A 15,282-nucleotide genomic window follows, 5' to 3' on the forward strand; every position below is an offset into this window, starting at 1 on the left:
ATGCCTGACCCAAAACCATTTTTACTGGCTGCCGGAATTTTTATTACAAGCCTCCAAAGCATTGCGCAAACCTATATAAACCTCTATCAAGGAACGGCCCCGAATTCAATTTCGGGGCCGGACCAGGAAGTGCATACGGCCAATGCAGCAGTCGATTCGCTCACTTCAAAAGTCTCCATTCCAGGCCTGACCATCTTTCTATCCGCCGAAGAAAAGGCAACCGGAACGGCCGTTATCATATGCCCAGGAGGCGGTTACGGAACATTACTAACCAAACGCGAAGGCAGCGACGTTGCCCGCGCATTCAACAAACTCGGCATAGCCGCATTCGTTGTAAAATACAGGTTACCAGACCCTAACATCATGAAAGATCAGTCCATCGGGCCGATCCAAGACGCGCAGCAATCCATTAAAATTGTAAGGGAACGCGCAAAAGAATTTGGAATAGATCCCGGCAAAATAGGCATTATGGGATTTTCGGCAGGAGGCCACCTCGCTTCCACTGCCGGAACACATTTCGAAACGCGCTACATTGACGAAGCAGGAAGCACCAGCCTAAGGCCTGATTTCATGATTTTGGTAAATCCGGTTGTAAGTTTTAATGATAGCACGGGGCATATTGGCTCACGGGATAATTTGTTAGGCAAGAATGCAAGTCCCGAAAAAGTCCGTTTATTCTCGAATGAATTGCAAGTAAACAAAAATACACCACCCGCATTCCTGGTCCATTCCGGCGCAGACGTGGTTGTTCCTGTTTCGAATAGCATTGAATTTTACAAAGCATTGAACAAAAACGGAGTAAGCGGAGCACTGCACGTTTACTCCAAAGGCGAGCACGGGTTTTTGTCCTATCCCTCGTTTGAAGAATGGTTTGGAAGGGTTGTGGAATGGATGAAGGTGGATTTTAGTCTTGATATAAAACAAAAATCCCGGAATGCGTCGCACATTCCGGGATTGATAATGTATTCAAGTAAATCAGTTATACCCTGGATTTTGCTTAAACTCTTCCTTATTCGTTATCGCGTCCAGCTGAACTTGCGGGATGGGGCGAACATTATGCGTTTCCTTGATATTCGCTTTTGCGTCCGCATTGTATTTTTGAACGTAGCTAACCAGTTTTCCAGTCCGTTTCAGGTCATACCAGCGGAATAGTTCTCCTGCAAGCTCGCGGGCGCGCTCGTCCAGGATGAAATCAATGTTGAGGTCTTTTGCAGCGATTGCCATGCTGGCTTCCTTGCCGGGAATTGCGCGTTTTTTACGCAGATCATTGATATAAGTAAGCGCTTCAGCAGGATTTGTTTTCATCAATGCTTCCGCCGCGATCAAATATAATTCTGCGATGCGGATTACGAAACCATCGCGCGAGCTCCATTCCTGGTTGGCGGTGAGGCGCGTTGGGTCCATTAATTTGCTCATTTGGATAAACTGAGACCTTAATAGAAGCGATCCGTCTTCTTTATACATGGTGTTGCGGTCGAAAATTTTGTAGCGACCGGCTGCATTCGCCACTTGTGCTGGTGTTGCAACCGTTTTCATGAAAACCATGGAAGTGTCTCCGAAAGCCATTTTTGGATAGCCATTCACGGTTCCGGCTTTCAGGTTAGGGACATTAGCAAGCCACACGGTCTGAAAAGTGCCCGCATAACGCTGATCCACCTTTTCATTGAACAAATCGAGCAAATGTAATGTAGGCACGTAACGCTGGTAAGGACGGCCATAAGCAACCGAACGCTCCATACCGGGCTGTTTGTCATACACCATAATGAAGTGCAAATGGCTGTTATTTCCCTTTCCAGCCGCCGCATCATAATCCCCGTTCATGGTGTCGTCATTGGTATAGTTCACGTAATAAACCACTTCCGAGTTTGCGCCGCCTTCGGAATTTTTCATGTCCCAAAGCGATTTGAAATCGGAAAACAATGTGTAGCGACCGGATGCAATGACTTCCCTGGCCAATGTTGCGGCAGTCGCATACATTTCGGCATTGTCTGTCGAGCTGGCGCGCGTTAAGGCCATTCTGGCTTTGAAAGCTTTTGCAACGTCCTGGGTAATGCGGCCGTTCGTGGATTTTGCGGGCGCCAGATTGGCGATAGCAATGTCCAGATCAGCGAAAATCACTTTGTAAAAATCCTCCACACTGGATCTTTTTGCTGTTGTAACCGCACCGGCCGTTGGCTCCGTTTGCAGCACCACATCGCCCCAGGTTTCGGTGATCAGCCATAAGTAATGTGCCCTCAAAAACCGCACTTCGCCTTCATATTGCTTGTTCATCGCTTCCGACAAAATTGGCGCAGGAAGCAGCTTTAATGCTGTGTTACAAGTGTTTAAGGCTTTATATAAATGCGCCCAATAATCTTTTAAATTCGTTTGTGCACCATTCAGATCGACTGTATAATCCGATATCTGGTTGGCTTTATTATCACCTCCACGCAAGAAAAGGTCGGTTCCGGTTTCGGCGAATGCGGATGGGAATTCTTTGCCATACCATAATCTTGTGCCTGAATAGGAAGCATTTACAGCCGCAGTGATCCCGAGTTCTGTTTGGAAAAACGGGTCCTGGGTTAAGCCGCTTTTATTGGTTTCGGAAAGATAATCCTCGCAGGAAGTAAGCCCGGCGAGCGAAAATGCCATGAGTAAGGCTGTTATTTTTATTTTCATTGGAATGTCTTTTTGAATGATTAAAAATCAATGTTTACACCAAAGATCATCTGCTTCACAAGCGGGAAGCTCAGGTCGCCCCCGCGTTCCGGATCGTAATTTTTGATCTTGCTGAAAGTGAAATAGTTTTGCAGCGTCCCGTAAACCCGCACACGGCCCACACCGATCTTTTTCGTCAGCGGCGAAGGAATGTTGTAGCCCAATGAAACGTCCCGGATCTTCACGAAAGAACCTTTGACATAACCCAATGTCGACTGATACAAATAATTTGTCGTTGAGTATGAGCTGTTTGGTCTTGGGAAAGCATTGGTTGGATTTTCCGGCGTCCAGTAATCCACATTGGAAGAATTTTCAAGCGCGCTCGGCTTGTAGGCGCTCGCATTGTATTCGTAATTGATATAATGTCCGATGCGGCCATACACGAACACGCTCAGGTCAAAGTTATTGTATTCAAAATGGTTATTGACCCCGAAAGAGAATTTTGGGACGCTTGAAAAAGTCGTGCGATCGCCCGGATCAACCACACCGTTTCCGTTCATATCCGCCACTTTCACGTCGCCTGGTTTGTTTTTACCAAAATCCAAAGCAGCTTCTTCTTCGCCTAGCTGCCAGATTCCGATCTTTTTATAATCAAAAAACACTTTCGTAGGCTCTCCCACAAACCAACTGTTGGCCTCATTGCGCATTACACCATTATTAAGGGCGATGATTTTTTCACGATTCAAAGTAAATGTCCAGTCTGTGGACCAGTTGAATGCTTTGCCGCTGATATTTTGGGTCGTGATAGCGAGCTCAACCCCTTTGTTTTCAACCTGACCAATGTTTTCGAGGATTTCGCTGTAACCTGTGTGCGTCGGCAGCAAGCTTGGCAAAAGCAGATCTTTTGTTCTTGACCGGTAAACATCGATCGTTCCGGAAATTCTGTTTCCTACCAAACCAAAATCCAAACCAGCATTCCAGGTGCCGGTTGTTTCCCAGGTCAACGCAGGATTTGGGATTACGCTTGGCCAATAGCCAAATGCAGCGCTTGTTCCAAAAGCATACGCAGACAACCCTAAACCGCCTTTTGTAGCATAAGGATCAATGGTTGAGTTACCTGATCTGCCCCAGCTGAGGCGCAATTTAAGGTCATTAAAAATCTTGCTATCCTGCAAAAACGGCTCTTCGATCACACGCCAGGCCCCTGAAACAGACGGGAAGTAACCCCATTTGTTTCCCGCTGCCAAAACAGAAGAACCGTCAGCCCGCAAGGATGCCTGGAAAATGTATTTGTTGCTCAACTTATAATTGATCCTTCCAAAAAAGGAAGCAATGTTCGTTTCCCGCAATCTGCTGCCGATTGCTTTGGAAATGGTGTTGGAGTTCAGATCGTGAAAAGACGTGATCGGAGAAGCCTGATTGTTACCGGATGACGTGTATTCCTCCAATTTTGTCCCCAAAGAACTCGTTCCCAAAAGTCCCTGAATCTGGTGATTACCAACCGTTTTATTGTAATTCAATGTGTTCTCCCAGGTGTAATTGAAATAATTATTGAGTTCTACACCAGAAGATGAGTTACGTCCGACATTGGCAATGGTGTTGAAACCTTTGTAATATCCACGACGGAAGTCCCTGAAATCCAGACCGATTGTTGATTTCAAAAACAGGTCATTTGTGATTTTCACATCCAGGTAAGCCGAAGTAAATAAGCGTTTGTCCACAATGTTGTTTACAAAAACGCCGGGTTGCTCGTCCGCCAAAGGCGTAAACTGGGCGCTGTAACCAGGCGCTGGATTGAGGATCAATGTTCCGTCATCATTAAAAGCCTTCGCGATCGGAAGGATTTTGTTGGCCATATTCAATGGATTATCGCGCTTATCCTGGTTTTTGTAAGAATAAATCGCGCTTAACCCCACACGGAAACGATCATTTAGCTTGTGATCCACACTGATTTTCCCGTTCAGCCTGCGGTAAACATCATTAAGCAGCAAGCCTTTGTCTTTTTGATAACCAAAGGAGGTCGAGAAAGTCGTTTTTTCACTTCCGCCGGTCAAATTGATCTCATAATTCTGCATCAGCCCGTTGTGGAAAATATAGCTTTGCCAGTCTTCAAATTGTCCATCCTTAATGTATTGCAATTCGGTAACCTGGAAAATGTCTTCATCTTTCCTGTAAACATCGCCGTTTGTAGTCCGGTAAGCCTCGCGTTTTTGCTGCGCATATTCCTCACCGTTCATCATACGCGGATACAATGCCTTCTTATTCATCGACACATATGAATTGAATGAAAGCGTCGACTTGCCCGCCGAGCCTTTTTTCGTGGTAATGATGATCACGCCGTTCGCGCCACGCGTTCCATAAATCGCCGTTGACGCAACGTCTTTCAGGACTTCGATAGAGGCAATGTCCGTGGGGTTAATGTCGATAAAAGAGCCGTAAGGGATTCCATCCACTAACACAAGAGGCTTATTATCAGCCCTTAATGATCTGTTTCCGCGCAAAACAATGTTAATGTCCGCTCCCGGCTGCCCCGAGCTCTGCGTAATGTCGATCCCCGAAACTTTTCCCTGTAACGACCTCAGCGCATTGGTGGTCGGAATCGCCGTAATATCCTTGGCTTTCACCGATGTAATGGCCCCGGTAACGTCGCTTTTTTTCATCGTTCCGTAACCCACAACCACGATCTCTTCCAGTGCCTTTGTGTCAGCCAACAATTTCACGTCGATCACCGAGCGGTTGCCAACTTCAATTTCCTGGCTGATATAACCCACGTAAGAAAAAACCAGCGTAGCGCTTCCAGCCGGAATTGTCAATTTGTACAAACCATTTGCATCCGAAGTGGCGCCAGTCGTGGTTCCTTTCAATAGAATGCTGACACCCGGCAACTCCTCCCCATTATCCCCCGTCACTTTTCCGGTAATGTCCAAAACAGCATTCAGCTTGCTTTTTCCATCTGCCGGCACTACCGGATTCGCCGTAAAATTCACATGGCTTCCAGCATAAACCTTCTGATTACCAACCGGTAAGATTCCATACATGAGCACCAAACACAGGGCCGATGCACTTTGTAGTTTTCTAAACATAGATCATAACAGTTTACATTATTCTATTTATTAATGCAAAAATCACATTCAAATCCGGCCACATCTGTGCCTAAATGCAGCGGCATAGAGCGTTTTAAAATGAATGTGCAGATGAATTTCAAAGCAGATCAGAATATTAATAATCGAAGAAAATATTGATTATCTTTTTTACTGACGCCGCGTTCGATGAAAGGAAGGTTAGCGATTAGCAAGAAACGCCAAAGAATTTGCCGGAATATTTTTATGCAATCGATATCGGGAACGTAGCCAAAATAGAATTGATCCGTTTTTTTGTTGGATAATTCGGGATTTTTTAATGGATTTTTAATTTTGAAGGGTCGGATGTTACCGGGGGTAAATTGGATTAAAGTTATAATTGGGGGCTGATCAGTGAAATCCTATCTTCTTGCATACATTCTTCCAAAAACCTCTTTGCAGATTCTTCCGAATAATCAAATACAAAACGCCTTGCCGATCCAGCATCCGCAAACTGCGCAAATGTTGCCAACATTAATTCCTGCCCGCTTATGTCTATTACAAACGCTGTAATGCGAACAATTTCCTGATTTTCGTCGCTGCGATCACAATGTAGGCAGATTTGGATTTGTGATTTGGGAAGGGTTAGGATTTTGAAGTTCATGTGTGCTGGTTGTTAAGACTTGGCTGTCTTGAATTGGATTACAAAACTATATTCGATGATCTTAGCATCGCACAACCGATACGTTGTATGATAATGATAAATTTACAGCGCGTCGAACAACCTGATTAATCGCCGCATATTTTGCGGTGAATAGCCAACCTAATCTCCGCATATCTTGCGGTGAATAAACAAAACCAAGACATTTTTCCCGAAGAATAACTCAGCCCAACCGCTTATTCATTGCCGCTATACAGGCTTGTAAAGGATCGAATCTTAAATCGTAATCTCACAAATCGATTTACTTTTTCATCCTTCACAAACTATTTATGCAAAAATTCTCTCCTTTCAGACCCTTTGCGTCGTGCATTTCATTTCTTCTTGTTTTTGTACTTGCGTTTTCAAACCAGTCTTGTCAGGATGACTTTGACGGTAAGAATTCTCCCGAAAAAAGCGCGACCGAAAAGGTCATGGCGACTGAGGACAAAATGCTCAGCTACGATCAGTTTTTGCAACAGGTCAAAGGGTTTAAGGACAAAGAAATGTACAGCCATTTCAAGTCCAGCGCCGAGAAAAACCTTCGATCCAGCGAAAAAATCGTATTTCCTTTTCCGCTTTTGCCCAGCACAACGGATAGTGTCCGGAAAATCACAGTCAACAATCACACTACTTACACCATTCCCGTCTATCGCAGGTCCCACACCGGCACTGTATTCCGAAACATTATCATAGACTCAACCGATGCAGGTGTCAAGGCATATTTAGCCTGGTATTTCCCGGACAAGAAGTGGATCCAGGAATACAAGAAAGACCGTAAGCGGAGCTTCTACGGAACTGTGATCATGAACAACTACGACGGTCTGCCATCCAGCGGAAGACCCGAAGGGCGTGCTAATCTGGTTCCCGTTTGCGCATCTGTAATGGTGCTGTCCAGCATTGTAGAACATTTGTGCTGCCATAACTCGCAGCATACATCGTGTGGCTGCCCGACAGGAACTAAATATTACTTTGAATATCAATACAGCACGGTAACGACCTGCATTGACTCTTATATCGACTCATTTGGCGGTTATGGAGGTTCGGGAAGTGGAACCGGAGGAGGTGGAGGTGGAACCGTCCCAAATCCTGGCGGTGGTTATGACCCTTGTGTACAACCTAAGACAGGAACTGGAAAAACGCCATGCACGCCGAACACGCCTGACCCAGGGCCGGTTGTTGTGCCCAATGCGGCGGCAGCGCCGATTGTTAATACTGCTAAGGCTAAGGGCATAATCTTCACTTCGACGGAGATTGCGGTGCTAAATTCGCTGAGCCCAGCTATGGCAACAAGGGTAAACGCTTTAATATCAAAGTTTGGAGATATGGTTACCAAGAATTTCGACAATTTAATAATCAATTTGACCGGCAAAGCCTTAACGCCAAAGGAGAAGGAGGCCCTCGACGCGCTTGCAGATCAGCTTCAAAGCTATAAGTTGTTAATGAGATTATTTTACGCAGCGAACGCTTATGCGGCTGAAAATCTTACTGGTGTAAAATTTAATTCTTTTGGCGCAACATGCTCTAATTGTAAAGCAAACGCATTCAAGCACGCATTATTTCTAATATTTAACGCTGAAACTTTCACAATCAAATCTGCCGAGACACTTGCAAGCGCACATGAGTTAAACAGTGCAGGCATTGATAGAACAATGGATGAAATTAATAATGCAGCAGGCAGTTCAATATTCAAACAATTTGGCCAAACTGGTACGGATTCGCAATGGGCCGACCGTGTTAAAGCGGCGACTAACGTAGGGCAACATGGCTTAGTATTTGTGAAAAATGCAGCTTTGGTTAGTACAACTAATTTTGACCCAAATTGCCCATGACCTGATAGACGCTAACCTTACATATCAATCATTTTCATGAGAAAGCTTATCTATTTTCCAAAAACCCGTCATACACCATGAGGATATTACTATTCTTTTTGATGACCATTACCCTAATTCTTTACTTAGCTACTAAGCCCTGGCAAACTGATGGAACCTGTGATCAGGTCGCACAGGTACATTTTAGAGGAATTAATTTTCAATTTCCTTTGAAGATTAAAAGCGTGTTGAACCCTCAAATTCATGGATTTATACGAAACTCATCATGGCTACAGACTGATTATTTTGGCAGTAATCAGATCTCAACTAAATGGTTTTTTAATTGGGACAACGACTGGAACGGTCAACAAGAAATAAGTGATGCATTGAAAGAGAAAAGGATCTTTGGGATTGCATTTGAACTTCATAAGGATAGTTGTAAGACAGATCAGGAGATCATTTCGGAAATTCAAAAGATTTATCCGGGCAATTACCGGCATTTTGAAAACCATGGAAATACATCTTACATATGGGAGCGTGATTGTCTGACCATTTTTGTGAAAAGGGCAAACCAGTATCCCGCAAAATACAGCGTACCGGAGGTATCATTTTGCTATGGACTTGACGATGAGCAAATAAATATTTACGCTACCTATACTGGATATATCAACCATTATCCTGATTAACTTAATTAATGCCAATCCGTAATCACAGCTCATTAAAAAACTTCTATATATTCTAAAAAGCTCTTTTACATTTTGGATAATCTTTTATCCATCTTGGGTAAAATCATTGTTGCCTCCCTGATCGGCCTCTTCATTCTTTATCTATCTTTTCAAAACAAGATGGATGATAAAAAATACGAGGAAGATGCGAAGGTAAATTTCCGGGGGATCAAGTTTCAGTTTCCCATGAGAGTGCATGGTGTGCTGAAAACGCCTATGAGTGGCTTTTCCAGAAACTATATGTGGTTACAAACGGACTCTATCGGCTGTAAAAATATCTCTGCCAAGTGGTTTTTTGATTTTGATAACCAATGGAAAAAGCCCGACGAAATCTCAGATGAATTAAAACAAACATTAACGTACGGTGTTGCATTCGAGCTTCATGAAGACAGCTGCAAAACGGATCAGGAAATTGTTGCGGAGATTCAAAACCTTTATCCGGGCAATTACAAATATGTGGAAAACCATGGAAATGCATCTTATATATGGGAGCGGGCCCCCCTGACCATCTTTGTCAAGAGAGCTTATCAATATCCTGCGGGGTACAGCATTCCAGAGGTTTCATTTTGTTACTCGCTTGATGATGAGCAGAAAGAAATTTACGCAACCTATACTGGGTACATTGACAATTATCCTGATTGATTAGGAATTGATGCTACCAACAAAAAAAGCCGCTGCGATTGCTCGTAGCGGCTTTAAGTTGTGGTGATGGACGGAATCGAACCGCCGACACAAGGATTTTCAGTCCTTTGCTCTACCGACTGAGCTACATCACCGCTTTCAGTTGGCCCCGTTTGGGACTGCAAAAATAGAAGTCTGTTTTGGGTTTACAAATTATTTATGAAAATATTTATCAATTCATTTATTGGGGACTGTTATTACCCTGATAATCTTACCATTATAAAAGCTTCCATTATTTTATTCCAAAAAAGATTTGCTGCAAAGGGCATTTTTATCATATTTGTTAGTGTTATGCTTGCATACTAACTGAGTTGAATCTCATCTAAAATCATCTGTCCATGGCGATAATCCAGCAAATTCTTTTCATAGCTGTTCTGGGAGCAGTTGCCTGGCTGGCTTATAAAAGAGTTACGCTGATACGGTCGACGATCCTGCTCGGAAAGCCGGAAGATCGCACGGACCGCCCCGCTGAGCGATTTGCTACGATGCTGCGTATCGCCTTTGGTCAGAAAAAAATGTTTGACAGACCATTGATCGGACTGCTGCACTTTGCTGTTTACATTGGTTTCATTCTTATTAATATTGAGGTTCTTGAAATTGTTCTGGATGGAATGCTGGGCGAGCACCGGATTTTTGCTCCTTTATTAGGAGGCTTTTATTCTGTTTTGATCGGCTTCTTCGAACTGCTGGCGATTGGCGTTCTGCTGGCTTGCGTCATCTTCCTCTTGCGACGCAGTGTTGTGAAGGTTGGGCGGTTGCAGCCTGCACGGCATCGTGAAATGAATGGCTGGCCAGAACTGGACGGAAAATTGATTTTGGTTTTTGAAATCGTTTTAATGATCGCCATTCTTACTATGAATGCGGCAGACACGGTTTTACAGGATCTGGGAAGTCCGCATTACAGGCAAACGGGCGATTTCTTTTTTAGTCAGTTTCTCAAACCATTATTTACTGGAATAAGTGAAGATACGCTGATCATTTACGAGCGCGTTGCCTGGTGGTTTCATATTTTGGGAATCTTCATTTTTGCGATTTACCTGACTTACTCCAAGCATTTGCATATTGTTTTGGCTTTCCCAAACACCTATTTTTCACGCCTGATCCCAAAAGGGCAGATGAATAACATGCCCGAAATCACGAGCGAGGTAAAAATGATGCTGGGCCTGGAAACGGCCCCGGCTGGTGAGGCTGCTGCTGTTCCCGAGCGATTTGGCGCAAAAGATGTGCAGGATCTTTCCTGGAAAAATCTCATGGACGCCTATTCCTGCACGGAATGCGGGCGCTGTACGGAAGCTTGTCCGGCTAACATTACGGGCAAAAAATTGTCGCCGCGGAAGATTATGATGGACACGCGCGACAGGCTCGAAGATGTGGGCCGGAATATGCAGGCGAATGGCGGGACATTTGTAGCCGATGGGAAAAGTCTCATCGATGATTATATTCTGGAAGAAGAAATTAATGCTTGCACCACGTGCAATGCGTGCGTGCAGGAATGCCCGGTGCTGATTAACCCGCTGGATATCATTCTGCAGCTGCGTCGATATAGGATCATGGATGAATCAAAGGCTCCGGCGAGCTGGAACATGATGTTTCAAAATATGGACACCAATCAGGCGCCGTGGAAATTTTCACAAGGCGACCGTTTTAACTGGGCTGCTGGCCTTGAACCGAATGATAAATGAGCGATCTCATATATAAAGTGCCCACAATGGCCGAAATGGCAGCCAATAATGAAGCGCCCGAGATTTTATTTTGGGTAGGCTGCGCCGGTTCATTTGATGACCGTTACAAAAAAGTGACGGTCGCTTTTGTGAAAATATTAAATAAGGCTGGCGTTAAATTTGCTGTGTTAGGCACGGAGGAAAGCTGTACGGGCGACCCGGCACGGCGTGCGGGCAATGAATTTACATTTCAAATGCTTGCGATGTCCAACATTCAGGTGCTGGATATGTATGGCATTAAAAAAATCGTGACGGCTTGTCCGCATTGTTTCAACACACTAAAAAACGAATATCCCGAACTGGGAGGAAATTACGAAGTGATCCACCATTCTACTTTTCTGCAACAGCTTATTGATGAGGGCCGCGTCCGGATCGAGGGGGGTGAAGCGTTCAAAGGCAAAAAGATTACATTTCATGATTCCTGCTATCTGGGGCGTGCTAACAACATTTATGAAGCGCCGAGGCATGTTTTAGAAGCCTTGGATGCCGATTTGGTTGAAATGAAAAGATGCCGGACCAAAGGACTTTGCTGCGGCGCAGGAGGTGGACAAATGTTCAAAGAACCGGAGCCTGGAAAAAAGGACATTAATATTGAAAGAATTGAAGAAGCGCTCGCGACAGGAGCCGATACCATTGCAGTTGCCTGCCCGTTTTGTATGGTAATGATGACGGACGGCGTTAAGAATAAGGAAAAAGAAAGTGCTGTTAAAGTTTATGATCTCGCGGAACTGATCGCACAAGCGGAAGGGTTGTAATAACTGTCTTCTTCACTGTAAGATCAATTTTTAGTATTAAAATTTTTGAGTTATGTACATTCCATTTAGTGACATAGATTTCCAGGCAAGAGTTTGGATATACCAGGCCGACCGTCAGCTTACTGACACGGAAGCAGGCATTTTGACAGAAACTTTAAAAGCATCTCTGGATGGATGGGAAGCACATGGAAAACCGCTTACGGCTTCGGGGAAAGTTTTTGAGCACCGGTTTGTAGTAATTGCAGTGGATGAAAACGATGAGCTGCCGAGCGGATGTTCGATTGATAAGTCGGTTCACTGGATGCAGTCGGTTGGCCATTCGATGCAGATTGACTTTTTTGATCGTTCGATCGCTTACCTTGGAGCTGACAATCAGATCCATACAATTCCGGTGCCTGGCATTAAACAGGCCGTTACGGATGAAATTCTCCGGCCATCAACCATTATTTTTGATAACCAGGTGACAACAAAAGCGCAGTGGATGAACCATTGGAAGACTCCGGCTTCAAACTCCTGGCTCAATCGCTACTTTTCTGCGAAAACGAGCGTTTAAGTTTAAATGGTTAGTTTTGTCAAATAAACGATAACGGTCCGGAATGAAGTTTTTTTGGTTTGTCTCAATTTTCGCTTTTTGTCTGGTCCTGTCAGGATGCGACGAAAACGTAGTTTACAAAGCACATGAAGACATTGACGACGGACTTTGGTATATCAAAAACAAACCGACTTTTAAAGTTGAAGTAACGGATACAACGGCAACCTACAACTTGTATTATTTGCTCCGTAATACGCTGCAATATCCTTATTACAACTTATATCTGACCAGAAATTTCACGGGTCCAGATCAGAAAGTGATTTCCAACACGCTCGAAGAGGTTTATCTTTCCAATGAGATTACAGGAAAACCCTATGGCCACGGCCTGGGTGACCTTTTCGACCATAAAATCCCTTTTCTTAAAAATTACAGATTTCCAAGATCCGGCATTTACACATTCACATTGACGCAATCCATGCGCCAGAATCCGCTTCCTTTTGTAATGAGCGTTGGTGTGAGTGTTGAAAAAGCGGGGGTTAAATAAATCCTAGATCGCGGGATTATTAGCCGAAGGAACTGTTCCATCCGGCCGTTGTCGGGGTTTATTGCGATATCTGCGGTAAGGTTTTTTCTTGAATTCCTTTTCAACAGGGTGCTGTGTCTCTGCTTCTTTTCTATCTTCCTGCACCTCATGTACAGGCTCGCCTAATAAAAAACCGTAAGGCTCCATACTGGGAATAGTATCAAAAACCACTTTCAATATCGCCGTGACCGGCAATGCGAGAATCAACCCGGCTAATCCCCATAATTGCCCTCCCAGGAACAATGCAACAATGGCTGCCAGTGGATTTACGCTTACTTTGGAACCCACAATATTTGGTGTGATAAAATTCCCTTCCAGAAATTGTACAAAGCCCATCACACCTACTACACCCAAGGCATACCAGGGTGAATCCATGGTCACAACGGCGAGCAATGCGGGTAGAACAGAGCCGATCAGGATGCCGATGTAAGGGATCAGGATCAAAAAGCCTGCCAGAAAACCGAAGAAAATCGCGTGCGGAATGCCTAAAATCAACAATCCAATACTGTTTAAAACTCCCACAATAAGGATAACCAGGAATAATCCGGACAGGTAACTCTGGATTACTTCATATATTTTTTTCAAAAGTACATCTAATGCTTCGTTAGGAACATTGGTAATGGCCTTGTGAAAAAAACGTCTGAAGAAATCCCGGTATAGCAGGAAAAAGAAAATGTAAAGCGGGATCAGAATGAATGTTGAAATGGCGCCCGTGGTTGTAACCAGCGTGCTCAGCAAAACTGCCCTTCCTTCGCTTAATGCATTAATGAGATATTTTTTTGCTTCGCTAACCTGCTGACTCCGGCTAATATTAAGATAGCGCTCTCCCATTGTAAGGGTCTGATCCAGAATCGTTTCCGCCTTTTCTGTAATCCTCGGAAGCTCTTCTGCGAAACTGCCGATTTGCAGCGAAACAACATATACCAGCACCACAAGAACTATAAAAAGTGAAAGAATGCTCAATAGAATGGACCCGATCCGCGGAACGCGATGCCTTTCCAGCCAAAGGCAAACGGGGTGTAAAAGAATGGCCAGTAAAATGGAGAATGCAATGGGAATGATCGTCTCCCGAAGAATGTAAAGAATGTAAACGGTTGCAATAAGACTAACCAGGATGCTTGCCAGTTTCAGGTAAAGAGCTGTTTCTCTATCTTTGTTTGGAAGAGGACGTAACGTTGAGTTCATGAATAAATTAATGTATCTGTGGTTTGCTGTCAAAACTGTATTCTGTACTTGCCAGCCTGATCATAAGATCAATGATTTCGAGAAGGTGCGTTCTCAGTACAAAATTAGCAAAATCGGTAAGCTTCCGGCTGTTGCATCGGAAAGTTCGGGCCTGGCAAACGGATCAACGCCCGGTATGTTCATCACCCATAATGATAGCGGCGGCAAGCCCGAGTTTTACGAATTTGACCTTTCGGGGAAGCTCACTTCAACAATAACCGTTCCCAACGCACAAAATATCGACTGGGAAGACTTAACGAAGGACTCTGACGGTCATTTATATGTAGGAGATTTTGGAAATAATGGCACTCCTAGAAAGCAGTTTGAGATCTATAAGTTCGATGGCAAGAGAGGTAAGACAGAGAAAATTTCATTCCATTATGCAGATCAAAAATCTGTGGCAAGCGTTTCCGAAAAGCCTACTTTCGATTGTGAATCGCTTTTTTACTATCAGAAGAGCCTATATCTGTTTTCGAAAAATTGGGATAAAAATAAAAATGTGAAGCTCTATCGCGTTCCCGCTGAGGCCGGAAATTATACATTAACCGCCATTGACAGCATTGAAATCAATACACAAGTTACCTCGGCCGACATCAGCCCGGATGGTAAGACCTTCGCTTTGTTGACTTATGGTAAAATCCTGCTCTTTGGAATTGAAAATAACCGCATTGATTTTAGTAAACCTCAGGGCTGTTTTCGTTTGGTAAAAAAACAGAATGAGGCACTTATGTTTTTGAATAATACCGATATGCTCGTCACCAATGAGCAGGGCAATATTTACCGGATTACTTATAAGTGATATTATGTTTCTGTTAACAATGTTGGAAAACATGTAATCTGACCATCACATCCACTAA

General features: G+C 44.0%; 12 protein-coding genes, 1 tRNA gene and 1 pseudogene. 9 read left to right on the plus strand and 5 right to left on the minus strand.

Annotated elements, in window-relative coordinates; genetic code table 11:
• A pseudogene (locus NFI81_RS18365) lies at window positions 1-885 on the plus strand (alpha/beta hydrolase); the annotation flags it as partial.
• Between the two features lie 90 nt (window positions 886-975).
• Here the strand turns inward: NFI81_RS18365 and NFI81_RS18370 are convergent.
• The 3 genes from NFI81_RS18370 to NFI81_RS18380 form a co-directional block, all read right to left on the minus strand.
• The gene (locus NFI81_RS18370; protein ID WP_234611023.1) at window positions 976-2,658 is read right to left on the minus strand and encodes a RagB/SusD family nutrient uptake outer membrane protein; all 1,683 of its coding nucleotides are present in this window, start codon (window positions 2,656-2,658) and stop codon (window positions 976-978) included.
• A 20-nt stretch (window positions 2,659-2,678) separates the two neighbouring features.
• Entirely contained in the window at window positions 2,679-5,720 is a 3,042-nt protein-coding gene (locus NFI81_RS18375) for a SusC/RagA family TonB-linked outer membrane protein (protein WP_234611022.1), read from the minus strand.
• A gap of 370 nt (window positions 5,721-6,090) precedes the next feature.
• On the minus strand, window positions 6,091-6,360 hold the full coding sequence (locus NFI81_RS18380) for a hypothetical protein (RefSeq protein WP_234611021.1): 270 nt from the start codon (window positions 6,358-6,360) through the stop codon (window positions 6,091-6,093).
• A 326-nt stretch (window positions 6,361-6,686) separates the two neighbouring features.
• Here NFI81_RS18380 and NFI81_RS18385 point away from each other — a divergent pair, with 326 nt between their 5' ends.
• The 3 genes from NFI81_RS18385 to NFI81_RS18395 all read left to right on the plus strand — a co-directional run bounded on the left by NFI81_RS18385 (window position 6,687) and on the right by NFI81_RS18395 (window position 9,571).
• Window positions 6,687-8,225 carry a DUF6973 domain-containing protein gene (locus tag NFI81_RS18385; RefSeq protein ID WP_234611020.1) on the plus strand — a complete coding sequence of 513 codons (1,539 nt, stop codon included), beginning with the start codon at window positions 6,687-6,689 and terminating at the stop codon, window positions 8,223-8,225.
• Window positions 8,226-8,302: 77 nt separating this feature from the next.
• Window positions 8,303-8,890: a hypothetical protein gene (locus NFI81_RS18390; protein ID WP_234611019.1), complete on the plus strand. Its 588-nt coding sequence runs from the start codon at window positions 8,303-8,305 to the stop codon at window positions 8,888-8,890.
• 72 nt (window positions 8,891-8,962) lie between these two features.
• Window positions 8,963-9,571 (plus strand): hypothetical protein, encoded by a 609-nt coding sequence (locus tag NFI81_RS18395; RefSeq protein ID WP_234611018.1) that lies wholly within the window; start codon window positions 8,963-8,965, stop codon window positions 9,569-9,571.
• Window positions 9,572-9,632: 61 nt separating this feature from the next.
• Here the strand turns inward: NFI81_RS18395 and NFI81_RS18400 are convergent.
• Window positions 9,633-9,705 (minus strand) — tRNA-Phe (locus NFI81_RS18400).
• A gap of 243 nt (window positions 9,706-9,948) precedes the next feature.
• Between NFI81_RS18400 and NFI81_RS18405 the strand changes: the two genes are divergently transcribed.
• The 4 genes from NFI81_RS18405 to NFI81_RS18420 are packed head-to-tail and all read left to right on the plus strand — an operon-like array spanning window position 9,949 to window position 13,162.
• Complete coding sequence (locus tag NFI81_RS18405) at window positions 9,949-11,292, plus strand: 4Fe-4S dicluster domain-containing protein (RefSeq protein ID WP_234611017.1); 1,344 nt, start codon at window positions 9,949-9,951, stop codon at window positions 11,290-11,292.
• A complete protein-coding gene (locus NFI81_RS18410; protein WP_234611016.1) occupies window positions 11,289-12,086 on the plus strand; it encodes a (Fe-S)-binding protein in 798 nt (265 codons plus the stop codon). The genes NFI81_RS18405 and NFI81_RS18410 overlap by 4 nt, the downstream gene beginning before the upstream one ends.
• Before the next feature lie 52 nt (window positions 12,087-12,138).
• A complete protein-coding gene (locus NFI81_RS18415) occupies window positions 12,139-12,639 on the plus strand; it encodes a hypothetical protein (RefSeq protein WP_234611015.1) in 501 nt (166 codons plus the stop codon).
• Between the two features lie 43 nt (window positions 12,640-12,682).
• The gene (locus tag NFI81_RS18420) at window positions 12,683-13,162 is read left to right on the plus strand and encodes a gliding motility lipoprotein GldH (protein WP_234611014.1); all 480 of its coding nucleotides are present in this window, start codon (window positions 12,683-12,685) and stop codon (window positions 13,160-13,162) included.
• A 3-nt stretch (window positions 13,163-13,165) separates the two neighbouring features.
• On the opposite strand, the gene NFI81_RS18425 is transcribed toward NFI81_RS18420, so the two are convergent.
• Entirely contained in the window at window positions 13,166-14,386 is a 1,221-nt protein-coding gene (locus NFI81_RS18425) for an AI-2E family transporter (protein WP_234611013.1), read from the minus strand.
• Here NFI81_RS18425 and NFI81_RS18430 point away from each other — a divergent pair.
• A complete protein-coding gene (locus NFI81_RS18430; protein ID WP_234611012.1) occupies window positions 14,385-15,224 on the plus strand; it encodes an esterase-like activity of phytase family protein in 840 nt (279 codons plus the stop codon). The two genes, NFI81_RS18425 and NFI81_RS18430, sit on opposite strands and share 2 nt — an antisense overlap.
• The last annotated feature ends 58 nt before the right edge of the window (window positions 15,225-15,282 follow it).

The organism is Dyadobacter fanqingshengii (genome assembly GCF_023822005.2).
Lineage (GTDB): Bacteria > Bacteroidota > Bacteroidia > Cytophagales > Spirosomataceae > Dyadobacter > Dyadobacter fanqingshengii.